This window comes from Methylophilales bacterium (assembly GCA_019823025.1).
Classification (GTDB): domain Bacteria; phylum Pseudomonadota; class Gammaproteobacteria; order Burkholderiales; family Methylophilaceae; genus BACL14.
Genome location: CP081940.1, coordinates 1085394 through 1109741, shown reverse-complemented (window position 1 = coordinate 1109741; position 24348 = coordinate 1085394). Strand labels below are relative to the sequence as shown.

Annotated in this window: 23 protein-coding genes and 1 tRNA gene; 10 read left to right on the top strand and 14 right to left on the bottom strand. The window is 34.6% G+C overall.

Annotation, left to right across the window (positions count from 1 at the left end; genetic code table 11):
* Window positions 1-39 precede the first annotated feature (39 nt).
* Both K6112_05880 and ffh read right to left on the bottom strand, forming a co-directional pair.
* Window positions 40-115: transfer RNA gene (locus K6112_05880), tRNA-Lys, on the bottom strand.
* Window positions 116-241: 126 nt separating this feature from the next.
* Window positions 242-1594 carry a signal recognition particle protein gene (gene ffh, locus K6112_05875; GenBank protein QZP17551.1) on the bottom strand — a complete coding sequence of 451 codons (1353 nt, stop codon included), beginning with the start codon at window positions 1592-1594 and terminating at the stop codon, window positions 242-244.
* A 79-nt stretch (window positions 1595-1673) separates the two neighbouring features.
* On the opposite strand from ffh, the gene ccsA reads away from it, so the two are divergent.
* Window positions 1674-2459 (top strand): cytochrome c biogenesis protein CcsA, encoded by a 786-nt coding sequence (ccsA, locus tag K6112_05870; protein QZP17550.1) that lies wholly within the window; start codon window positions 1674-1676, stop codon window positions 2457-2459.
* A gap of 3 nt (window positions 2460-2462) precedes the next feature.
* Here ccsA and K6112_05865 read toward each other — a convergent pair whose 3' ends face one another.
* From K6112_05865 to pssA, 3 genes are read right to left on the bottom strand one after another with little or no spacing between them, the layout of a single operon-like run.
* Complete coding sequence (locus tag K6112_05865; protein QZP17549.1) at window positions 2463-3125, bottom strand: HAD-IB family hydrolase; 663 nt, start codon at window positions 3123-3125, stop codon at window positions 2463-2465.
* Window positions 3126-3138: 13 nt separating this feature from the next.
* Window positions 3139-4671, bottom strand: a complete 1533-nt coding sequence (locus K6112_05860; protein QZP17548.1) for a 2-isopropylmalate synthase — start codon at window positions 4669-4671, stop codon at window positions 3139-3141.
* 9 nt (window positions 4672-4680) lie between these two features.
* The gene (pssA, locus tag K6112_05855; GenBank protein ID QZP17547.1) at window positions 4681-5454 is read right to left on the bottom strand and encodes a CDP-diacylglycerol--serine O-phosphatidyltransferase; all 774 of its coding nucleotides are present in this window, start codon (window positions 5452-5454) and stop codon (window positions 4681-4683) included.
* Between the two features lie 100 nt (window positions 5455-5554).
* Between pssA and tgt the strand changes: the two genes are divergently transcribed.
* The 7 genes from tgt to clpA are packed head-to-tail and all read left to right on the top strand — an operon-like array spanning window position 5555 to window position 13691.
* Complete coding sequence (tgt, locus tag K6112_05850; protein QZP17546.1) at window positions 5555-6658, top strand: tRNA guanosine(34) transglycosylase Tgt; 1104 nt, start codon at window positions 5555-5557, stop codon at window positions 6656-6658.
* A gap of 46 nt (window positions 6659-6704) precedes the next feature.
* A complete protein-coding gene (yajC, locus tag K6112_05845; GenBank protein QZP17545.1) occupies window positions 6705-6986 on the top strand; it encodes a preprotein translocase subunit YajC in 282 nt (93 codons plus the stop codon).
* Between the two features lie 20 nt (window positions 6987-7006).
* Window positions 7007-8905: a protein translocase subunit SecD gene (gene secD / locus K6112_05840; protein QZP17544.1), complete on the top strand. Its 1899-nt coding sequence runs from the start codon at window positions 7007-7009 to the stop codon at window positions 8903-8905.
* A gap of 3 nt (window positions 8906-8908) precedes the next feature.
* On the top strand, window positions 8909-9829 hold the full coding sequence (gene secF, locus K6112_05835) for a protein translocase subunit SecF (GenBank protein ID QZP17543.1): 921 nt from the start codon (window positions 8909-8911) through the stop codon (window positions 9827-9829).
* Between the two features lie 12 nt (window positions 9830-9841).
* Window positions 9842-11095, top strand: a complete 1254-nt coding sequence (locus K6112_05830; protein ID QZP17542.1) for a CNNM domain-containing protein — start codon at window positions 9842-9844, stop codon at window positions 11093-11095.
* 24 nt (window positions 11096-11119) lie between these two features.
* Window positions 11120-11428: an ATP-dependent Clp protease adapter ClpS gene (gene clpS, locus K6112_05825; protein ID QZP18498.1), complete on the top strand. Its 309-nt coding sequence runs from the start codon at window positions 11120-11122 to the stop codon at window positions 11426-11428.
* Between the two features lie 7 nt (window positions 11429-11435).
* The gene (clpA, locus tag K6112_05820; GenBank protein ID QZP17541.1) at window positions 11436-13691 is read left to right on the top strand and encodes an ATP-dependent Clp protease ATP-binding subunit ClpA; all 2256 of its coding nucleotides are present in this window, start codon (window positions 11436-11438) and stop codon (window positions 13689-13691) included.
* On the opposite strand, the gene K6112_05815 is transcribed toward clpA, so the two are convergent.
* The 8 genes from K6112_05815 to K6112_05780 form a co-directional block, all read right to left on the bottom strand.
* Window positions 13688-14326 (bottom strand): glutathione S-transferase, encoded by a 639-nt coding sequence (locus K6112_05815; protein QZP17540.1) that lies wholly within the window; start codon window positions 14324-14326, stop codon window positions 13688-13690. The genes clpA and K6112_05815 overlap by 4 nt on opposite strands.
* The gene (locus K6112_05810) at window positions 14301-15305 is read right to left on the bottom strand and encodes a quinone-dependent dihydroorotate dehydrogenase (protein ID QZP17539.1); all 1005 of its coding nucleotides are present in this window, start codon (window positions 15303-15305) and stop codon (window positions 14301-14303) included. Before K6112_05810 ends, K6112_05815 begins: the two co-directional genes overlap by 26 nt.
* Before the next feature lie 14 nt (window positions 15306-15319).
* Complete coding sequence (locus K6112_05805) at window positions 15320-16090, bottom strand: MBL fold metallo-hydrolase (GenBank protein QZP17538.1); 771 nt, start codon at window positions 16088-16090, stop codon at window positions 15320-15322.
* On the bottom strand, window positions 16091-17509 hold the full coding sequence (gene bamC / locus K6112_05800; protein QZP17537.1) for an outer membrane protein assembly factor BamC: 1419 nt from the start codon (window positions 17507-17509) through the stop codon (window positions 16091-16093). It abuts the gene before it with no gap.
* Window positions 17506-18375 carry a 4-hydroxy-tetrahydrodipicolinate synthase gene (dapA, locus tag K6112_05795; GenBank protein ID QZP17536.1) on the bottom strand — a complete coding sequence of 290 codons (870 nt, stop codon included), beginning with the start codon at window positions 18373-18375 and terminating at the stop codon, window positions 17506-17508. The genes bamC and dapA overlap by 4 nt, the downstream gene beginning before the upstream one ends.
* Window positions 18376-18497: 122 nt before the next feature.
* Window positions 18498-19283, bottom strand: a complete 786-nt coding sequence (locus K6112_05790; protein ID QZP17535.1) for a ferredoxin--NADP reductase — start codon at window positions 19281-19283, stop codon at window positions 18498-18500.
* 38 nt (window positions 19284-19321) lie between these two features.
* Window positions 19322-20260 (bottom strand): FAD-binding protein, encoded by a 939-nt coding sequence (locus tag K6112_05785; protein ID QZP18497.1) that lies wholly within the window; start codon window positions 20258-20260, stop codon window positions 19322-19324.
* 8 nt (window positions 20261-20268) lie between these two features.
* Window positions 20269-21021: an electron transfer flavoprotein subunit beta/FixA family protein gene (locus K6112_05780; GenBank protein QZP17534.1), complete on the bottom strand. Its 753-nt coding sequence runs from the start codon at window positions 21019-21021 to the stop codon at window positions 20269-20271.
* 220 nt (window positions 21022-21241) lie between these two features.
* Between K6112_05780 and K6112_05775 the strand changes: the two genes are divergently transcribed.
* A complete protein-coding gene (locus K6112_05775; protein QZP17533.1) occupies window positions 21242-22900 on the top strand; it encodes an electron transfer flavoprotein-ubiquinone oxidoreductase in 1659 nt (552 codons plus the stop codon).
* A gap of 8 nt (window positions 22901-22908) precedes the next feature.
* Here K6112_05775 and K6112_05770 read toward each other — a convergent pair whose 3' ends face one another.
* Window positions 22909-23652 (bottom strand): ferredoxin--NADP reductase, encoded by a 744-nt coding sequence (locus K6112_05770; GenBank protein ID QZP17532.1) that lies wholly within the window; start codon window positions 23650-23652, stop codon window positions 22909-22911.
* Between the two features lie 113 nt (window positions 23653-23765).
* Here K6112_05770 and rsxB point away from each other — a divergent pair, with 113 nt between their 5' ends.
* Window positions 23766-24347: an electron transport complex subunit RsxB gene (rsxB, locus tag K6112_05765; GenBank protein ID QZP17531.1), complete on the top strand. Its 582-nt coding sequence runs from the start codon at window positions 23766-23768 to the stop codon at window positions 24345-24347.
* Window position 24348: the final 1 nt, after the last annotated feature.

The following is a 24348-nucleotide window of genomic DNA, read 5'->3' as shown; positions in this document are numbered from 1 at the left end:
TATTACAAAAAAGTGAGGTAAATTCTTGAGTCAAAAAAATGGTAGGGAGTACGCGGATCGAACGCGTGACCAACGGATTAAAAGTCCGGTGCTCTACCAGCTGAGCTAACTCCCCAAAACGAAGCATGAATTATCCAACATTAACAATGTTGGGTCAATAAAATTAAACAGATTATTAACTAACTAGTTCAATGACAGAACATTAAAAAAAAAATTCAGTATTGATAACAAAAGAGGTTTACTAATTCATCCCTGGAATTTTACCGGCAAGGCCTCTCATCATTTTACCGATTCCACCTTTAGAGAACATTTTCATCATTTTTTGCATTTCTTCAAATTGCTTAAGGAGGCGATTAACATCCTGGACCTTAACTCCAGAACCGTTTGCAATCCTTATCTTTCTTTTTGCTTTGATGATTTCAGGCTTTGTTTTCTCTAATTTTGTCATGGAATTTATAATTGCTTCAATTTGCATCATCGACTTGTCTCCTTGTTCAGGATCTATTTTCGATGCACTACCTGCTAATTGGGATGGAAGCTTATCCATCATTGCTCCAACACCTCCCATCTTTTTCATCTGTTCAATTTGATTCTTAAAATCATCCAAATCGAAATTTTTACCAGACTTAACTTTATCTGCTATCTTCTCAGCTTCTTTAATGTCTACATTTTTTTGGGCCTCTTCAACAAGACCGACAATATCGCCCATCCCAAGGATTCGAGAAGATATGCGATCTGGGTAAAAAACTTCTAGGCCTGATACTTTTTCACTCACACCAATATATTTAATTGGCTTCCCTGTCACATGTCTAACCGATAAGGCTGCCCCGCCTCTTGAATCTCCATCTAATTTTGTCAACACAATCCCTGTCAGAGGTAATGTGTCTCCAAAAGCTTTCGCTGTATTAACAGCGTCTTGTCCCTGCATTGCATCAACAACAAAAAGTGTTTCAACTGGATTAAGTATTTTGTGAAGTTCTTTAATTTCCTTCATCATTAATTCGTCAATTCCCAAACGACCGGCAGTATCAAAAATAATCACATCAAAATAATGTTTTTTTGCATAACTCAGAACAGCAGAAGCAATATTTTTTGGCTTATCCTTAGCTGTCGAATCAAAACATTCTATTTCCAATGATTCCGCTAATGTTTTAAGTTGCTCAATCGCGGCAGGTCGATAAACGTCTGCACTAACTAACAAGACCTTCTTCTTTTCCTCTTTAAGAATTTTGGCTAGCTTGGCTGCTGTGGTTGTTTTTCCAGATCCCTGAAGGCCGGCCATCAAAATAATAGCGGGTGGTTTTGTAGCAATATTTAACTCAGCATTATCACTGCCCATTAAGCTTGTCAGCTCATCTTGCACTATCTTAATAATTGCCTGGCCTGGTGAGACACTTTTTAAAACTTCAGCCCCTAACGCCTTCTCTTTTACCTTATCTATAAAATATTTAACAACAGGTATTGCGACGTCTGCTTCGATTAATGCTATACGTACCTCCCTCATTGCATCACTGATATTTTCTTCTGTGAAGCGGGCTTGGCCTCGAATTGTCTTTACTACCGATTGAAGTTTGTCTGTTAAATTTTCAAGCATAAAGTTTATTAATTTGTTAATTGTTGAATAGTTGTTATTTCCATTATAATTGTCTTTATTAATTAATTAAAATATAAACATGAATGAAACCCTTTATTTAGTTACATTGATTTTATATTTGATCCCATGCCTCTCTTCACTCTCAAATATTAAAATCATAAAAAATTATAACGTTCTTGTTGCTGCAGGCTTAATCTCGCATGCATTGCTGATTTATAATCACATCTTTAATCAAGGCGTTGACTTAAGTTTTGCTAACTCCACATTACTATTGAGCTGGATAATCGTTTTGATATACCTTTTATTGAACAGCAAATCTAAATACCGAGGATTGGAAATATTTACCTTAATTCCTGCATTAATAATAGTGCTCGTATTTCCTTTAATTCAACCCGATCATCAGACCGTTCACTACTATTCATTTTCTGCAAGCATTCATATTATTATTGCTATGCTTGGCTATGGATTGCTTGCCTTTGGTTCTATTTTTTCTTTATTTTTACTATTATTTGAAAAAAGCTTACATGCCGAAACTAAAAGTTCATCAATGATCTCAAGCAGTGAACCATTGCTTGATGTAGAAAGTAAATTATTTCAGATTTATTGGGTAGGCTTTATATTCTTGACCTTTACTCTATTTTCAAGCTTATTTTTTTCATATTTTCTTTTTGGTCAATCACTTGATTGGAATCATAAAACCATTTTTACTATTCTTGCCTGGCTTTCATATGCGCTAGTTTTATTTGGGAGGGTTCAATTTGGGTGGCGAGGAAAAAAATCAATAATCATTTCCTTACTTGCTTTTGCTTTCTTGATTCTTGCCTATCTTGGGACAAAGTTTGTCGTAGAAGTAGTTTTAGTTTAAAAATTATTTTAAACGTAGTGTAGGCCAGTTTTTTTCTTGTGCTTTTTCTAGGAGAATTTTATCTCCATTAACGACTACTGGATTAGTTACAACCTCGAGTAAGGCAAGATCATTATGAGAATCACTGTAGAAAAAAGTTTTTTCAAAATCTGCTAATTTTAAATTTTTCTCATCCAGCCAATCAAATAATCGAGTCACCTTGCCTTCTTTAAAGGAAGGAGTGCCTTTAACTTTACCTGTAAATTCACCTTCATTTTCCTCAGGGTCTGTGCCTATAAGCTCATCAATTCCAAAAAGTTCTCCAATCGGTTTTGTAATAAAGCTATTGGTTGCTGTAATTATGAGCAATCTATCCCCAGCCTCTTTGTGTTGATTTACTAAATCAACTGCTTTTTTTAAGATCATTGGCTTAATGATTTCATTGATATAATCAGACCGGACATTATTAAGAAATTTTCTTGTGTTATTTTTTAAAAACCGGAATTGAAATTCAGCAAACGCAAAAATATCTAATTTACCCACTTGATATTCTTCGAAAAACTTTTGATTCTGCTCTTTATATTCGCCTTCATCGAGGTAACCTTTTTTTACCAGGTATAAACCCCAGTTATAATCAGAATCTCCATCTAGGAGCGTATTATCAAGGTCGAATATTGCAAGATTCATAAAAAATTTTGTTCTAGACTTGAGGGTGAGCTCGTTCTGCCTTAGAAACGAGTTTGTTTAGAGCGTTGAGATAGGCCATCGAGGAAGCAATAACGATATCGGTATCAGAACCTAACCCATTTACTACCCTCCCCCCTTTGGCGAGCCTCACAGTGACCTGCCCTTTTGAATCTGTACCTGAAGTAATATTGTTCACCGAGTACAATAAAAGCTCAGTATTTGATTTCGCAATTAGTTCGATTGCTTTGAATGTTGCATCCACAGGACCGCCGCCCTCTGCCTTTGCATTTTTTAACTCTCCATCTACCGAAATTTCAATTTCTGCAAAAGGTTTTTTTTGAGTATCTGTAATAGACTTTAATGAAATAAGTTTAAATCGATCAACAGCACCAGATACAAACTCTTCAGTAACGAGCGCATGAATATCCTCATCGTAAATTTCAGATTTTTTATCTGCAAGCGCCTTAAATCTATCGAATGTAGAATTTAAAACTTCGTCAGAATCCAACTCAATACCAAGCTCAACCAATCTATTTTTAAATGCATTCCGTCCAGATAACTTACCTAACGAAATTTTGTTAGCGCCCCAACCCACATCTTGAGCTCTCATAATTTCATACGTTTCTCGATGTTTTAGAACACCATCTTGATGAATACCTGATTCATGGGCAAATGCATTCGCCCCTACAATCGCCTTATTAGGCTGTACAGGGTAGCCTGTAATATTTGAGACTAACTTAGAGGTTGTTACAATCTGCTCAGTATTAATTTTAGTTTCGAGGTTAAAGATATCTTTTCTTGTTTTGACAGACATCACTATTTCCTCAAGGCTTGCATTTCCCGCTCTTTCCCCTAATCCATTAATGGTACATTCCACTTGTCTTGCTCCATTTTGTACAGCAGATAAAGAATTTGCGACAGCCATGCCTAAGTCATTATGACAATGTGTAGACCATATAACATCTTGTGAATTGGGTACTTTTGAAATTAATTCATTCATAAGGTTTCCCCAGCTCTTAGGAATTGAGTACCCTACTGTGTCTGGTACATTGATTGTTTTAGCACCTGCCTTAATTACCGCATCAAAAATTTCAATCAAAAAATTGACATCCGATCTCACTGCATCTTCAGCTGAAAATTCAACGTCATCTGTATACTCTAATGCCCATTTAACAGCCTCAACCCCCCTATTTAAAACCTGTTCAGGGCTCATTCTTAGTTTATTTTCCATATGAATCTTACTTGTTGCGATAAAGGTATGGATTCTTTTGTGCTTAGCTGGCTCAATCGCTTGACCAGCTTTTTTAATGTCACTTTCAAGCGCCCTTGCTAATGAGCAGACAGTTGATTTATCAATAATTTTTGAAATAGCATTAATAGAGCTAAAATCACCAGGACTAGCTGCAGCAAATCCGGCTTCTATGACATTCACACCTAATTTTTCTAGTTGCTTTGCAATTCTCAACTTTTCTTCCTGAGTCATTGAGGCTCCAGGGCTTTGTTCACCATCACGAAGCGTTGTATCAAAAATGATTAATTCATTCATATTCGTTATTTAAAAGTTAATATAATTTGAAAGTTTCTTAGACTGCAAATAGCTATAAGGGCCAGATAATGCATATAGAAGAGCAATTAAAAATACTATTTCAGCTGGATTATGAGAAATCACACCAAAAATGATCACAATAATCAAAATAGCGATAAATGGCTGACTTTTTCTAAAATTAAGATTTTTACCGCTGTAATATTTTAAGTCAGACGCCATAGCTAAAGCAGAAAAAAAAGTTAAAACTGCAGCAAACCATTGCATCTGGAAGAAACCTAAAAAGATATCATCACCATTAATCCCATTATCAAAGGATATCCAAATGAAACTTGCAAGTAATGTTGCTGCTGCTGGGGATGGCAAACCAGAAAAATATTTCTTATTTTCAATGTCTAATTTTACATTAAAGCGAGCTAACCTGAATGCGGCACAGGCACAATATATAAAGGCAATAATCCAACCAAACTTTCCTAAAGGATTTAATGCCCACACATAGATCACCAATGCTGGCGCGGCGCCAAAAGACACCATATCAGACAGACTATCGTATTCAGCACCAAAATCACTTTCAGTATTGGTTAACCTAGCAACCCTGCCATCAAGCCCATCCAAAATAAGCGCAATAAAGATTGCAATAGCCGAATGATCAAATGCCCCATTCATTGCCTGCACTATGGCATAAAAACCTGCGAACAAGGATGCCGTGGTAAAAATATTTGGAAGCAGATAGAACCCCTTCTTCCCCAACATATCTTTTTTGTTATTTTTTATTTTAATTTTCATTTATTACCAGATTTTATCCTACAATCAACGAATAATCATCGTTTAAGACTTATTAATATTTTATACTACTAGATTCTATATTTAGAACTCCAAACGGCTTATGAAATTTGAATTACAAAATCAAGATGGTCATGCACGGGCAGGTCTTTTAAAAACTCAGCATGGTGAAATCTCCACCCCCGTTTTTATGCCCGTTGGGACTTATGGTGTAGTTAAGTCTGTTGCTCCAAAAGAATTAGGGGAAACGAATTTTGAAATTATTTTAGGGAACACCTTCCATCTTTGGTTACGTCCAGGTCTTGATGTAATAAAAAAACATAAGGGACTTCATGAGTTTATCAGCTGGAACAACCCAATATTAACTGACTCAGGTGGGTTTCAGGTATGGAGTCTAGGAAAAATGAGAAAAATTTCAGAGGCAGGGGTAACTTTTAGATCACCGATAAATGGGGATGAAAAATTTATGGGTCCAGAAGAGTCTATGAAAATTCAAAAGATTCTCAATTCAGATATTGCGATGATTTTTGATGAATGTACACCCTTTCCAGCCACTCATGATGAAGCAAAAAAATCAATGCTACTTAGCAACGATTGGGCTTACAGAAGTAAAGATACGTTTGAGGGAAGTAAAAATGCATTATTTGGCATTATTCAAGGAGGTATGTTTGAAGATCTCAGGGAAGACTCCTTGAAAGAGCTGACTAAAATTGGTTTTGACGGATATGCTATAGGAGGATTGTCGGTGGGTGAACCCAAAGACGAGATGGCTAAAATTACCAGCTTCATTGCTCCTAAAATGCCAAAAGAAAAGCCCCGTTACTTGATGGGGGTTGGAACACCTGAAGATATATTAAATGCAATAGAAAACGGAGTAGATATGTTTGATTGTGTAATGCCCACCAGAAATGCAAGGAATGGCATGCTTTTTACGAGTCATGGCGATGTAAAACTAAAGAACTCTAAATACAAAGATGACCTAAGCCCGATTGATTCTAACTGCCAGTGTTATACCTGCCAAAATTTTACAAAATCTTATCTACATCATCTTTATAAAATTGGTGAGATGCTTGTATCCCGACTTAATACTATTCATAACTTACATTTTTATAAAAATATGATGAATGAAGCCCGCCAGGCCATCAAAAATCAAGAATTTAAATCATTTAAAACCGCATTTATAAAAAAGAGGAAGGTTGATGAATAGAGCTCCTTCTTATGATAAAATCATGTTTTTTTAAGGAAATTACAACGTGAACGAAGCATTGTCAGGGTTTTTACCATTTATTATTATTTTTGTACTTTTTTACTTTATGCTTATTAGACCTCAAATGGCACAAGCAAAAAAAGTAAAAGCGATGTTAGCTGCGCTAAAAGTAGGAGACGAAGTCTCAACAAGTGGCGGCATCTTAGGGAAAATAACTAAATTAAATGATCAATTTGCAATTTTAGAAGTGAATGCCAATTCACAAATTAAAATTCAAAAGCAAACAGTTCAAGCCGTCCTTCCCAAGGGAACAATTAAATCAATATAAAATTGTTTAAGTTTATTTAAATGAATCAGTACTCTAGTTGGAAATATATTTTAATCCTTTTAACTATTGGGTTAAGTCTCCTGTATGTCACACCAAATTTTTATGGGGAGTCCTTTGCTGTCCAAGTGATGCCCGTGAAAGCAGGTGAAACCATTGACAGATCCACGCTTAAGTTGGTTGAATCGTCCCTTGATAAAGCAAAAATCCAAAATATTGGAATTGCCTTTGAAGATACTGATATAAAAATTAAGTTTAAAGAAGCAAATGATCAATTAAATGCCAAGCAAGTTATTGAAAAAAGCTTAGGTAATAAATTTGTTGTAGCGCTTAACCTTATTTCAAACTCACCTGATTGGTTATCCAATCTTGGTGCACTTCCCATGTATCTTGGTCTTGATCTTAGAGGTGGAGTTCATTTTCTAATGCAACTTGATTTATCAAAACTTTCGGAAAAAAAGAATGACGGTTTTTTAGTAAATGTTAGAAAAGAATTGCAAAAAGAAAATGTTAAATACTATGACTCAAAAGTCATCAATAATTATGTACAATTAAAGTTCAAATCAGAGGACGCATTAAATCAAGCAAAAAATATCATAAGGGCTCAAGGTTCGGGTCGTTCAATTTTTGGAGGTAAGGGACCTGCAAAGGAGACTGAAGCATTTAATTTTTCACAAATTAAAAGTAATAATGAATTCATCTTAAAAATTAAAAATAATCAATATACAGATGAAGAGAATGTTAACTTTGCCCTAAAACAAAACCTTGAAACCTTACATAATAGAGTTAATGAGTTGGGTGTTGCTGAACCAATAATCCAACAACAAGGTAAAGATAGAATTGTTGTCCAACTTCCTGGCGTTCAAGATACAGCAAAAGCGAAAGAGATTATTGGAAGAACCGCCATTTTAGAAATGAGAATGGTGGATGAAGAAAGATCAGATCCAGCTACCATAGAGAAAGCTGAAAATGGGCAGCTACCCCCTGGTACTGAACTCTATTATGATCGCTCTGAGAATCCTCTCTTAGTAAAAAAAGAGGTGATTTTAACTGGGGAAAGGTTAGAGGACGCTTCACCTGGCGTTGATCAAATGACAGGCCAATCTGTTGTATATCTTGATTTAGATTCTGTAGGTACCAATATTTTTAAAGAAGTAACCCGAAAAAATATAGGCAAAAGAATCGCATTGTTGCTTATTGAAAAAAATTATACTGAAGTAATTACAGCGCCCAAAATTAAGAGTGAGATTGGTGGGGGCAATGTGATGATTACTGGTATGGAAAATGCCCAAGAATCAACTGATATCTCTTTGCTTTTGCGAGCAGGGTCACTCTCTGTCCCAATGGAAATAGTAGAAGAAAGGACGGTTGGGCCAAGCATGGGTAAAGAAAATATTGCCCGCGGTGTTAATTCGACGATGTGGGGTTTTGCAGCTATTGTTGTCTTAATAGTCGCCTACTACATGTTCTTTGGAGTTGTTTCAGTTATTGGCTTATCGGTAAATTTATTATTTTTAACTGCATTATTATCTGCCCTTCAAGCTACATTAACATTGCCTGGGCTTGCTGCGATTGCTATCACAATTGGTATGGCGATTGATGCTAACGTGCTTATAAACGAACGTATAAGAGATGAGATTAGAAATGGCATGCCCCCTCAAAGAAGTATAAGTCAAGGCTACGATAAAGCATGGGGGACAATCCTTGACTCAAATATTACGACCATGATTGCCGGCCTTGCCTTATTTATGTTTGGCTCTGGCCCTATTAAAGGGTTTGCTGTAGTTCTTGTACTTGGTATCTTAACCTCTGTATATAGCGCTATATTTGTCTCAAGAGGGATTGTAAATTATATTTATGGGAACAAAAGAACAATTAAAAAAATCTCTATCGGAGAGATTTTCAAAGTAGAAAATAATTAAATTATGGAAATTTTTAGAGTAAAAACAGATATTCCTTTCATGAAATTTAGAAAAATTTCTGCAATTATTTCTACATCGATATTCATTGCTTCAATTTTATTCTTAGTCACTCGAGGATTAAACTTAGGTGTCGATTTTACTGGTGGCACACTAATGGAAGTGAGTTATCCGCAAGCAGCAAACCTTGAAGAAATTCGTTCGACACTAAAAAAAATTGATCTGCCAGAGGCACAAGTACAAAATTTTGGAACGAGTAGTGATGTTTTAATCAGACTTCCAGTAGTAGAAAATTTATCACTTGCTGACCTGTCAGAAAAAATTGCTCTTACATTAAAGGAATCAGACCCAGCATTAAAAATTGAGAGGGTCGAGTCGGTTGGCTCCCAAGTTGGTGATGAGCTCTATGAAGACGGGGCCTTAGCGATACTATTTGTTGGTATAGGGATCATGCTCTATCTGTGGCTTCGATTTGAGTGGAGATTTGCTGTTGCTGCAATCGTCGCTAATATGCATGATGTTGTGATAATACTTGGCTTCTTTGCATTTTTTCAATGGGAATTTAATCTCACGGTTCTAGCAGCTGTGCTAGCAGTTTTAGGATACTCGGTTAATGAGTCTGTTGTAGTCTTCGATCGAGTTAGGGAGAATTTTCGCATCATGCGAAAGTCTTCAGTTATTGAAGTTGTTAACAACGCAATTACACGAACAATGTCACGAACCATAATGACACACCTGTCTACTCAAACAGTTGTTGTATGTATGTTAATTTTTGGTGGCGAAATCTTACATAACTTTTCAATTGCATTAACAATCGGGATTTTATTTGGTATCTATTCTTCAATTATGGTGGGTTGCCCCTTAGCAATCTGGCTCGGAACTAATCAATCTAATCTTGCAGTTGTCGATGTTAAAGCAGAAAAATAAACAAATTTTCGTATGGATTTTAATTTAAATTTTCAGCTTGTTCTATTAGCTGTTCTTTTGGTGCTATCTGCATTCTTTGCTATTTCTGAAACTAGCTTAATGTCAGTCAATAGATATAGACTTAAACATCTCAGCAAACAAGGTAATGTTGGAGCAAAGCTGGCCATAAAACTTCTTAACGAAACAGATAAGTTACTTAGTGTAATTTTACTCTGTAATAACTTTGCAAATGCAGCAGCAGCGGCACTTGTTACATTGATAGTTGTTGAATTTTTTGGTACACAAGAAAGTATAATCTTTATTGGAACAATCATTACTACATTTATGATTGTCATTTTTAGTGAAATTTCTCCAAAGGTAATAGGAGCAGCCCACCCGGAAAAGTTAGCACCTTATTGTAGTTTCATTCTCTATCCGCTCCTAAAAGTTTTTTATCCCATCGTTTTATTTTTGAACTTTTTTGTTCTTGGGTTTTTAAAGCTTGTAAACATCAAAACAAATTTTAATCAAAAAGACTTGATTAATATGGATGAACTAAAAAGTATCATTAGTGAGTCTGGTACATTTATTCCTCAAAAAAATAAATCAATTTTCTTAAATTTAATAGATTTAAATAAAGTAACAATTGATGAGGTAATGATGCCTCATACAAACGTAGAATCTGTTTATCTAAAACAACCTATAGATGAAATACTTGGAAAAGTTATTAATTCAAATTATCGTCAGATGGTAGTCAAAGAAAATGATGAAATTATTGGTGTAATTGATTCGAAAAAATTACTAAAGCTGATAGTTAAAGAACAAAATAATGAAATCACACATAAATCCTTAAAGGAATTAATAGAGCCCCCTTATTTTATTCCCTCTGGAACTACTATTTATAAGCAAATACAATATTTTCAGGATAACCAAGAGAAAAAAGGATTTATAGTGAATGAGTACGGTGATTTCTTAGGCTTGGTCTCTTTAGAAGATTTACTTGAGGAAATTATTGGAGAATTTAATAAAGATATACCTTCCAAACTCTCAAAAATTGTAAGTGAAGATGATGGATGGATTGTTGATGGTGCAATCTCAATTAGGGATCTTAATAAAAAACTGAACCTAAAGCTGCCTACTAGTGGTCCCATAACATTAAGCGGACTTATTATAGAGTTTCTGGAAAATATTCCAGAAATCAATACAAGCTTTAAAATGCATGAAACAAAGTTTGAGATCATTAATATATATGAGCAGACTATTAAAAAAATTAAGATTTATAAATAACGATTAAAAAAAAATTGTATGAATATGAAACCAGACCAGCTTGAAGATACCATAGTAAAAGAATCTCAAGTTAAGCCGAAACTTCCTAAGAATTATAAAGTCATATTATTAAATGACGATTACACCCCTATGGAATTCGTAGTCGATGTCATTCAAAAGGTTTTTAAAAAGTCACATGATGAAGCAACAAAAATAATGCTTCAAATACATACTGAAGGTATAGGTATATGTGGTGTTTTTCCATTAGAAATTGCAGAGACTAAAATGAATCAAGTACTAAATTTATCAAAAGAGTCCCAGCACCCCTTGCAATGTATTATAGAAAAGATATAGTTAAATTATGATTGCACAAGAATTAGAAGTTAGTTTACACATGGCATTTATGGATGCTCGACAGAAACGTCATGAATTAATTACTGTCGAACATTTGTTACTGGCTATGCTAGATAATCCATCTGCCTCAGAGGTGCTTAATTCCTGTGGTGCCAATTTAGACAAACTCAGAGAGGATGTTGTTGGTCATATTGAAGAACATACACCAAAGGTTGGTGGAAGGGATGACGTAGATACTCAACCAACTTTGGGTTTTCAAAGAGTAATTCAAAGAGCAATGTTGCATGTTCAATCATCAGGAAAAAAAGAGGTGACAGGTGCAAACGTTTTAGTTGCTATCTTTGGTGAAAAAGACTCACACGCAGTTTACTTTCTTCACCAACAAGGTATCGCTAGATTGGATGTTGTTAATTTTATCGCTCATGGCATTGCCAAGACGACTGAAAATAATCAAAAAGAACAGGCTCAAGAAACAACTGGAGCTGATACCAAAACAAATAAAGGCCTAGAAACTTATGCAGTAAATTTAAACAAGCTTGTCAGTGAAGGTAAAATTGATCCATTAATTGGTAGAGAAACCGAAGTAGAAAGAGTTGTTCAAATTCTTTGCAGAAGAAGAAAAAATAATCCCCTTCTTGTTGGTGAAGCGGGTGTAGGTAAGACTGCAATTGCAGAGGGTTTAGCTAAAAAAATTGTAGATAAGAATATTCCAACGGTTTTAGAAAATATGACTATATATTCACTTGATCTTGGTGCACTTATTGCTGGCACCAAATATCGAGGAGATTTTGAGCAAAGACTTAAAACTGTTATAAAACAGCTTGGAGAGCAAAAAAATTCTATCTTATTCATTGACGAAATCCATACAATTATTGGTGCAGGATCTGCAAGTGGTGGAACACTAGATGCATCAAATATTTTAAAACCTGCTTTAGCAAGAGGAAATGTTAAATGCATAGGTGCAACAACTTATCAAGAATTTAGATCGGTATTTGAAAAAGATCATGCATTAACGAGAAGATTCCAAAAAATTGATGTTGAAGAGCCGACGGTAAAAAATACTATAGAAATTCTTAAAGGTTTAAAAAATCATTTTGAGAGTCATCATAATGTTAAGTTTACTAATAATGCATTGATAAGTGCAGCTGAATTATCTGCAAAATTTTTAAATGATAGACGCTTGCCTGACAAAGCAATTGATATTATTGATGAGGCAGGTGCTGCGCAGAGAATTTTACCTAAGTCAAAACAAAAAAAGAATATTGGTTCAAAAGAAATTGAAGATGTAATCGCTAAAATTGCTCGAATACCAGCTAAAAATATAAATAAAGACGATCGAAGTTCCCTAAAAAATCTTGAGAGAGATTTGAAAGCTGTGATATTTGGCCAAAACAAAGCTATTGAAAAACTATCTAATGCAATAAAAATGTCACGAAGTGGGATTGGTCCAATAGATAGGCCGATTGGAAGCTTTCTCTTTAGTGGTCCAACCGGCGTTGGTAAGACTGAAGTTGCACGTCAGCTGGCATACACACTTGGTATAGAACTTATACGGATTGATATGAGTGAATATATGGAACGTCATTCTGTTTCCAAATTGATTGGAGCGCCTCCAGGGTATGTTGGTTACGATCAAGGTGGTATCCTAACAGAACAGATTAATAAAAATCCTTACTCTGTTTTGCTATTAGATGAGATTGAGAAAGCGAACCCTGATATTTTTAATATTCTTCTTCAAGTGATGGATAACGGTATTTTAACTGATAGTAATGGTCGTAAGACGGACTTCAGGAATGTTACTGTTATTATGACTACAAATGCAGGTGCAGAAGCTTTATCCAAATCAAATTTTGGCTTTACACAAACAAAAGGAAGTGGAGATGAGAATGGTGAGATTAAAAAAGTCTTCTCCCCAGAATTCAGAAATAGATTGGATGCAACAGTCTCATTTTCTTCCTTGGATAATGAAATTATTTTGAAAGTTGTGGATAAGTTTTTAATTCAATTAGAGACACAATTACATGATAAAAAAGTTGATGCCTCATTCACAAAAGATTTAAAAAATTATCTCGCAAAATCCGGTTTTGATGAGCAAATGGGTGCAAGGCCTATGGCTAGACTTATTCAAGATACTATTAGAAAGGCACTTGCTGACGAACTTTTATTTGGTAAATTAGTTAACGGTGGTGAAGTTGAAATTGATATTGATGCAAAGGAAGAAATTGTTCTAAATATTAAAGAGAATGAAAAAGCTTCTGTTTAGATTGTCGGCTTCTTCATTATCTGAATAAATAAATCTGAGATACTTATTCTCTCTAACCATTTTTTTAAATTAATATAAGAAGATTCCTCAAACCATTTTAGGTCTACGTTAAAAAACTGCCTAATAAATGGAAAAATAGCCATATCTAAATAACCGAACTTATTTGATAATAAATATTCTTGCTTTTCAAGTCTTTCATCGATATTTTTAATATAAACTTCGCATTCTTTTCTATACTTTGCCTTCAAGGAAGTTTCCTTATTGCTTGTATATTTATATAGGTCTAATTTTTTTTTAAATTCTCCATCATTAATTTTTATCATGCTTTTAATTATTACCAAATCATGAGGATTTATTTTTATGGAGTTATTATTTTTTTGTTCCGTTGCCCAATTCATAATATCTATACTTTCATCTAGAACTAAATCCTTGTAAACAAAAACTGGGACCGTTCCCTTTGGGCTAATTTCAATCATTTTTTTTGGCTTATCTTTAAGGGATATTTCAAATATATCAAAGTCAACTCCACATGATAATAATCCCATGCGAGCTCTCATGGCATATGGACATCTTCGATACGAAAATAATAAGGGTTTTCCCTGTCTTACTTTATCTAATTGCCTTACGTAATTCATTGACAAGTTCATGTCCTCTGAAAATAAGTCCTGTATAAATTTGAATTAATGATGCTCCATTTTTTATTTTTTCAATGCCATCATTCGCAGTAATTATTCCACCTACTCCAATAATTGGTATTTTTCCATTTAAACATTTATTAAGATATTTAATCACATTTGTAGATTTTTTATTTAATGGAGCTCCTGATAACCCTCCTTCTTCCATCGAATATTTTGAGTTCAAGATATCTTTTCTATCAATTGTTGTATTGGTTGCAATAACTCCGTCCACTCTATATTTTAGAAGCAACTTTGCTATCGAATCTAATTGTTTAGTAGAATTATCTGGGGAAACCTTAACAACAAAAGGAACTAATTTTTTAAACTTTTTATGAAGTATTTTTTGCTCATTCTTTAATGATTTTAATAACATCTCAAGATATTTTTCACTTTGCAAGTTACGTAAATTTTTAGTATTGGGTGATGACACATTTATCGCAATATACCCTGCATAGCGATATGCCTTCCTAAAACATATTAAATAATCCTCAACTGCATTGACTATAGGTGTATCGAAATTTTTCCCAATGTTTACACCTAAAACTCCACTAAACTTCGCTTTTTTAATATTTAGAATAAATTGATCGATGCCAACATTATTAAAACCAAATCTATTAATAATGCCTTCTTCTTTAATCAATCTAAATGATCGTGGCCTTCTATTTCCTGGCTGACTTCTGGGTGTGACAGTTCCCACTTCAATAAATCCAAATCCTAATTTTGAAAGAGGAGTTATATACTCTGCATTTTTATCGAGCCCTGCTGCAAGCCCAACTCTATTTGGAAATTTTAATCCCATTATCATGATTGGTTTGGAGGTTATATTTTTATTTCTTATCAATCCAAAAAAACAAGCAAACTTCAAACTTTTCATTGATACATGATGGGCTACTTCTGGGTTTAATAAAAACAAAAGGGATCTAAAAAATCTATACATATTTTTTTAATTTTTTATGTTGAAATCCATTCTAATCCTAAATCTTGGTCAATTACACCAACATTTGAATTATGTTTACTAACTATTTCAAATATCATTTTTTTTACCGACTCTACTTTATTATTTTTTTCACTTAGATGAGCGGCTATAACCCAGCTTAGATCTGAATGACTTATAGATGACAAAAGTTTCAATGATTCCTTATTTTCAAGATGCCCATACTCTCCATTAATTCTTTTTTTTAATGAGGTTGGGTAATCGGAATCCTTAAGCATCTCATCGTCATGATTAAATTCAAGTACGAGAAGGTTTATCCTTGATAATTTTTGTACGATATGTTTAGTAATCTTTCCTAAATCAGTCATGATTGCAATGCTTTTATCCATACAATCAAATCTATATTGAAGTGGTTCTCTTGCGTCATGAGGGACTGGCATGGGAGAAACTGAAATATCATCAATCATGAATGAATCAAAATTATTTATTAATTCAAATTTTATTTTGTATCCATCATTAATTTTTTTATGGCTCATTTGAAAAGTACCAAAGCTAAGATAAATTGGTATTTGAAACTTGTTAGCCAGGCTAAATGCACCCTTGATATGGTCTTCATGCTCATGTGTTAGCAATATCGCAGTGATTTGTCTTGGGTTTATTTGATATTTTTTTAATCTATCAATTGTTTCTTTCAATCCGAACCCGCAATCAACCATCAAAATAGTTTGATTTTTTTTAACAATAAAGGAATTTCCTGAACTTCCACTACCTAATGAACAAAACTCCATTTATTTTAAATAATCATAAAGAATATTTAAGATTGAATCTGCCGTTGGTGAATTGTTTTTTGTACCATCTGGATTCTCGATTGTGACGTATGTCTCACTGTCTCTTTCAGTTAACTTAATTAGATAACTTCTAGCCTCTGGTTCTTTGTCACATTCATCACTAAACATGCAATCTAAATCAAATTTATATCCAGGACCTTCATTTTGATTTGCACCACCTTTATTTAAAACTCTTGCGCTATCCACATCTAGTGCCTCTTCCTCTTTTTCTTTCTTAGCTCTTCGGCCTTTTTTCCTTATATCTCCATCTTTAGCACCTGTTTCTTCCTCAGCCATTTCTTCAGCTTCAGCTTCATCATCACTCCAAAAATCAATTGAATCTAACCACCCTTCCTCCTCTTTTGCTTTTTTATCTGCTTCATCAATATCTAAATCCGTATAGGTAACATAATAAAGCCCTTTACTTCGATCTCTATCCTCTGTTAAAAATCCTATCATATCTAATGCAATAGAAACTCTCCTCCAAGAACGATCAAAGGGCTCAAAAATCTCAATGGCTTTTCCATTATCATTTACTAGTTTTGCTTTCACAATAACTTGTGGTTTGTCAATTCTCTCCTTAGCATCTAAATCTTGCATCCCCAAGAAGACTAACAATCTGCGCATAATCTCTGCATTAATCTGCATATCAACCTCAGTTAACTCTATATCTCCAGATGGGACAGGCTCCTTTGGATCATCATCTGATTTATATTCCGGAATACTGTATACGGTACTAGGATCGTATGTACCTTGTCTCGCACGTGCAATTGCTTCCATGGCTTCAGTATTAACCCCATCTCTTTTACGGTGAGATATGTATATTTCGGTCGAATTAGCCTGAGAACCTTTTTCTAGCCTTGTCCTAAACTTCGTTTTTTCATCGTCCCCCGAAAGTGAGTCAAGCCATGAATCAAATGTATCAGCAACACCTAACTCTTCTTCGATGTTTTCAGGTGAGGTCCACTCTGTTTCCATAATTCCTAATCTGCGATTGGTCTTTTTCATGTTAAAACCTTGCTCGTACCAAAAATCTTCCAAGTGAGGCCAAATCTTATCAGGACTTTTATTCACAATGAGCCATCTAAAGTTTCCAGATTTGACTAACTTAATACCATCAGGATCTTTTAAGAGCTCAACTTTTTCTATTTTTCTATTTTTTTGATTTTCAAAATCTGTATAGGAAGTCGCTGCTCCTGGAACATTGTATATGTCAGAAGTTTCATATTCTGATAAGTCGGGTGGTAATTGAAGTTTTTCTGCTTTTGATGAATTTACGTAATCTGGCGCTGTTACCTCGTTAAACTTATCTGTGAGGGGCTTAAAAGAACATGAGCATAAAATTAAAGCTAAAATTGGCAAGCCAATAAGCCTCATCATAAAGATGCCTCGTAAGCTGTGATTAGTTTTTGATGGTATTTTTCATCAAGACAAACTAATGGAAGTCTAATTTTTGAATTTATCTTTCCTAAATAACTTAGTAACCACTTAACGGGAATGGGGTTCGATTCAACAAACATGGCATCATGTAACAGCTCTAATTTTTTGTTAATTTTTTTTGCATCCTCGTACTTTTGGTTGAGCATGTTTTTACAAACATCATGCATTAAATCAGGTCGGACATTTGCTGTAACCGATATTGTTCCCTTACCTCCATGCCTCATGTATTCTAGAAAAGTCGTGTCATCTCCACTAAGAAATAAGAATTCTTTGGCTACATTTTTTTTCAGGTCATCAATCCTATTTATCTCTCCAGTTGCATCTTTAATTCCAATAATATTCTTAAGAAGACTCAATTCTATGACTGTTTTATTATCGATATCTACACCCGTGCGACATGGCACGTTATATAAAATTTGTGGGATATCAACACTGTCATTAATGGTCTTAAAGTGCTCGTACATCCCTCTTTGATTTGGTTTATTGTAATATGGCGTGATGAGTAAGCAAGCATCTGCCCCTAATTCTTTAGATTTTTTTGTTAAAAATATTGCTTCTCTTGTTGAATTTGCACCTGAACCGGCTATAACCGGAATTCTCCCATCGATATGCTTGACAGCTTCTTTGATAAGATATGTATGTTCATCAACATCCATAGTGGGAGCTTCGCCACTTGTCCCTACAACAACAACGCCATCACTTTTACATTCTATATGATAGTCTAAAAGCCTTTTAAAACTTTTCATATCCAATGAACCATCAGAGTTCATCGGTGTAACAATCGCTACCATACTTCCTTGAAACATAATTTTCCTAAATAAAGTTTATAAAGTTTTGTAATAAAACTAAAATAAACGTATTCAATGCATCCAAAAAATTACCCTTGATGCAATTATAGTCACTTTGGCTCTTAAATTACAGTTGAAAATTATTTTTCAACGAAAGCGTGTTCAATTACGTAATCACCTGGCTCCCCAATGCGTGGAGATACTTTAAAATTCATTGAGTCTAAGAGGTCTTGCGTGTCTTTTAACATTTCTGGACTACCGCATATCATCGCTCTATCATCTGCTGGATTCATTTTTTCTAATCCGATATCTTTGAATAATTTACCTGATTTAATTAGGTCAGTTAATCTGCCCTCGTTTTTAAATGCCTCCCGGGTAACCGTTGGGTAATAAATTAATTTATTTTTAATTTCGTCACCAAAGTACTCATTTTTGGGTAATTCATTTTCTATAAAATCTTTATAGGCTAAATCATCAACTTTTCTCACCCCATGGACCAAGATAACTTTTTCAAATCTGTCATAAACCTCAATGTCCTGAATCAAACTCATATAGGGAGCAAGGCCTGTACCTGTTGAAAATAAATAAAGATTTTTTGCGGGCTTAAGGTCATGAATAACAAGTGTTCCCGTAGGTTTTCTGCTAACAAGAAGCTCATCACCTACTTTGATATGCTGTAGCCTTGAGGTAAGTGGCCCATCTTGTACCTTTATACTTAAAAACTCAAGATGTTCGTCATAATTTGGGCTAGCGACACTATAAGCACGTGCCAAAGGCCTTCCATCTACCTCTAGACCGATCATTACAAATTGTCCATTTTCAAATCTCAACCCATCTTGACGGGTTGTTTTAAAGCTGAATAAAGTATCGTTCCAATGATTAACACTTAAAACTTTTTCTGTTGAATATTTACTGTTATTACTCATTTATTAATTATCTTTCATTAAATTTATTATTTAATTAATTATTCTTTAATTAATTTATTAATTTCTGGAATTGCATCAAATAAATCAGCAACTAAGCCATAGTCTGCAAATTGAAAAATAGTTGCATCAGGGTCATTATTAATCGCGACGACGACCCTACTGTCTTTCATTCCATAAATATGTTGATTTGCTCCAGAGACTCCAACAGCCATATATAATTCAGGAGATACAACTACTCCAGTTTGTCCAACTTGAATCTCATTAGGGGCGTATCCGGCATCGACGGCAGCTCTTGTTGCACCAAGTGCAGCTCCCAGCTCATCCACCAAGGGTGATAAAACTTTATCGAAATTTTCTTCACTTCCGAGAGACCTACCCCCTGATATCACAATTTTAGCATCGATCAATGCTGGCCTATCTGATTTATTTATTTTCTCCGACTTCCAACTTGTCAAATTCATTGCTGGTGGTGTATCTTTTTTAATTATCTCGGCATTTCCTCCATCTCTAGCGCATGCTTCAAAAAGGCTTGTGTGGATAGTAAGTAATTGGATAGGGTCTTTGCTTTGTATTTTTGCATGGACATTACCTGCATATATTGGCCTGGTATAAACATTATTATTCTCAATTTTTAGAACATCCGTTATCAATGATACGTTTAAAACTGCAGCCACCCTCGGCAAGAAATTTCTACTAAACCAGGAATGGGCAGCTAGTATCACCTGGTAATTGTTACTTAACATTTCTACAATTTTTGCAGCATCTTCTGCAAGGAGGTGTTCTAGGTGGATTCCATCAAGCCTTATAACACTTTTTATATCTTTAATTTTTGAAGCTTTTTGTGCAACATGCACAGTATTTTTACCCATGACTAACAAATCAACTTCACCGTTCCACGATTTTGCTGCCGAAATAACTTTAAATACTGATTCATTGAGTTCGGACTCATTATGCTCTGCGATGACTAAAATTTTTATTTGGGTATCTATAGCTGTATTCCCTCGTTATCTTTTAATTTTTCTAGTAATTCTTTTACGCTACTTACCTTGATACCTGCCTTTCGAGACGGTGGTACTAAAACCTCAAGTAATTCAAGTTTTGTTGATGTGTCACTAGCGAGTGCGCTCGCCTTAATTTTCTCAATTGTTTTTTTTCTGGCCATCATAAGATTAGGTAACTTTACGAAGCGTGGTTCGTTTAATCTTAAATCTGCAGTTAGCACTGCTGGCATGTCCATTTCTAAAATATTGGTACCTCCATCTATTTCCCGAGTCACAATAAGCTTGTTATTATCAATTTCAATTTTAGAAACAAAGGTTCCTTGAGGATAATTAAGCAACCCAGCGAGCATTTGCCCAGTTTGTCCAGCATCACTATCAAGAGCCAATTTCCCAAGTAAAATTAAATCAGGCTTCTCTTTTTCTACCAAGCCCTTTAAAACCTTTGCAACACCAAGTGGTTGAAGCGATTCTTCACTTTCGATTAATATAGCTCTGTTGGCACCCATTGCAAGACCATGCCTTAAGACATCCTCGTTTTTTGAATCTCCAATTGAAACGACTGTGATTTCGGTTGCCAGCTCTTGTTCCCTTAAACGAAGAGCTTCCTCTAAAGCATTTTCATCAAAGGGATTAATACCCATCTTTATCCCATCTATATCGACATCAGAACCGTCACTTTTTGGCCTAACTTTTACGTTGTAATCTTGGACTCTTTTGATTGCAACTAATATTTTCATTTAATTTTGGCTTTTAAAATTTTTCAAAGACCAAATTATACATCTTGAAATAGTTTTATCCTATTGATTGAATGTATAATATTTGTATTTTCCTATTGCTCAAAATATCTAAATCTACTCAACTTAATTAGGTGTATCTTAAAAAAATGAACTGAAATGAGAAATGGAATACAAATACTTACTTATTATTAATCTTGTTTAACTAAATATAACAAAGCTTATGAATGATAGAGATGTAATGGAATATGATGTTTTAATTGTTGGTGGGGGTCCTTCTGGTCTCTCTGCTGCAATCAAAATTAAACAACTCGCCAAAAGTGAGAAAAAAGACATTTCAGTTTGTCTTGTTGAAAAAGGCGTTGAAGTTGGATCTCATATTTTATCAGGTGCTGTCATTGACCCAATCGCCTTGAATGAGCTCATTCCTGACTGGAAAGAGAAAGGGGCTCCATTGAATACAAAGGTAAGCGAGGATAACTTTAGCTTATTTAGCGAAAAAAATAATCTTTCAATTCCTCAAATCCTCATGCCTCCCTTGATGAGCAATAAGAATAATTACATTATTAGCTTAGGTGATTTGAGTAATTGGCTCTCAAAAGAGGCTGAAAGCTTAGGTGTTGAGATTTATCCAGGTTTCTCAGCACAAGAACCATTATTTAATGATCAGAATGAATTGATTGGTATCTTAACTGGGGATATGGGACGAGATGCCAGTGAAAATGAAACAAATAATTTTGTTCCCGGCATTGAAATCCATGCAAAATATTCATTAATTGCTGAGGGAGCCAGGGGCTCTATTACAAAATTAATTGAACAAAAATTATCTTTAAGAAAAAATAGCGACCCACAAAAATATGGATTGGGCTTTAAAGAGATATGGCGCTTAAAAAAAGAGAAGCATAAACCTGGATTAGTAGAACATAGTCTGGGATGGCCATTAAAAGATGATACAGGAGGTGGCTCTTTTACATACCACTATGGCGAAGATTTAGTTTCTTTGGGGTTTGTTGTGCATCTTGATTATTCAAACCCTTACCTATCTCCATTTGATGAGTTTCAAAAGTTTAAAACACACCCTAAAATAAAAAAATTGTTAACTGGCGCTGAAAGAATAAGTTATGGAGCTAGGGCTCTAAATGAGGGTGGCATTCAGTCTTGGGCAAGCCTTGTCTTTCCAGGTGGGATATTTTTAGGCTGCAGTGCTGGTATGGTAAATGTGCCAAGAATCAAAGGAACGCATAATGCGATGAAGTCAGGGATATTAGCAGCTGAAGCAACCGTTGATGCCATCATCAATCCTACAAAAATACAGAATAGAAAGTTGATAGCATACAACGAAAAAATAAAAAACTCTTGGATTTGGACTGATTTATATGCAGTTAGAAATATTAAACCTCTAATAACAAAGTTTGGTACTCGATTAGGTATGCTTTTTGGAGGTACTGAGATGTGGCTCGCCTCTTTTAAATTAAATCTTCCGTGGACACTTCATCATAAGAAGGCTGATCATGAAACATTAATGGATATAAATAAAGCAAAACCCATTCAGTACCCTAAACCAGATGGCATATATACCTTTGATAAGTTAAATTCGATCAGTTTGAGCAATATTGGTCATGATGCCAATCAGCCGTGTCATCTTAAACTTAATAACCAAGAAATACCAATTAGTTATAACTATCCTAAATATAATTCACCAGAACAAAGATATTGCCCAGCTGGGGTCTATGAGATTGTCAAGGAAGGTGACGCAATAAAACTTCAAATTAATAGCCAAAATTGTATTCACTGTAAAACTTGTGACATCAAAGATCCCAAACAAAATATAAACTGGGTCCCACCAGAGGGTGGAAGTGGTCCTATTTATTCAAAGATGTAACGAGCAGCTTATACCCAGTATCTTTCTACAGTAATATTTCCTGGCTTTGCTCTTCTATTTTTATTGAGCCCGAAACTTTTTAATACTTCTGTTGTTTCCTTTATCATTGCAGGGTTACCGCAAATCATGAATTGTGAGTCTTCGTTAATTTCTATACGCGTCGATTCTTGAAATTTTTTAGATGAAAGTCCTTCGGGTATTCTAAAATTAAAGGAGCCCTTAACCTTACTTCTAGTTACTGAATTTAGGTATATGAATTGATCTGGGTAGCGTTGTTTTATTTCTGCTATTAGCTCTTGATAAATTAATTCTTCTGCATATCTCACACTATGAATCAGGATAATTTTTTTAAACCTTTTCCATGGGAGTGATGTTTTTAATATTGCTAGAAATACCCCTAAAGCAGTTCCGGTAGCTAACATCCATAAATTTTCTCCATCGGGTATTTCATCTAACGTGAAATAACCGATAGCTTGTTGCATAACAGATACCTTATCGCCAATTTCAAGGTTATGAAGGATAGGAGATAGTTTACCGTCAGGAATATTGACATAAATAATCTCGAGTAATTCATCTTTTGGGGCACTTGCATATGAATAGGAACGGGTTATAAAATCATCATTTACTTTTAGACCAATCCTCGTAAACTGACCTGCTTGGTGATTATTTATTTTTGCCTTGATTTTTAGTGAAGCTAAATTTTTTGTCCACTTTATATTTTTTACAACTTCCCCTTCTAGCCACTCTTCCATATATTTCTAGCCAATACCAAATTAAACTAATTTCGAAATTTATCATCATTATACTTTAAATATAAATCACCTTCTTCAATGCATTTATCCTTGAAACCTATTATTATTTCAACATGCTTGATGATATGACCGAAAAAATAAATTCTATCCTTCCACAAACTCAATGCGGTAAGTGTGATTTTTCTGGATGTAAGCCCTATGCCAAAGCAATTGTAGAGGGTAAAGCAGATATCAATCAATGCCCTCCAGGTGGTAAGTCAGGCATATTAAAGATTGCTCAACTATTAATGGTAGATTACAAACCATTAAATGAGAGGCATGGGGTTAGCAAACCAAGAGAAATAGCAATTATTGAAGAAGATAAATGTATTGGTTGCACACTCTGCATTTTAGCTTGTCCAGTTGATGCAATATTGGGTGCCAGTAAAAGTATGCATACAGTCATTTCTGAAGAATGTACCGGGTGTGAATTATGTATTGAGCCCTGCCCCGTTGATTGTATAAAAATGGAGACTCCCGATAGTGAAGACAGTGAATCAATTAAACATAAAAGGTCTTCTATAGCCAGATCTCGATATGAATTTAAACAACAACGTATTTTGAGAGAAAAAAATGAAGCAAAAGCTAATCGTGCCACCAATGCTGAAAAAAAACAGGCGATTGCAGATGCTATGGCTAGATTAAAAATGAAGTAAA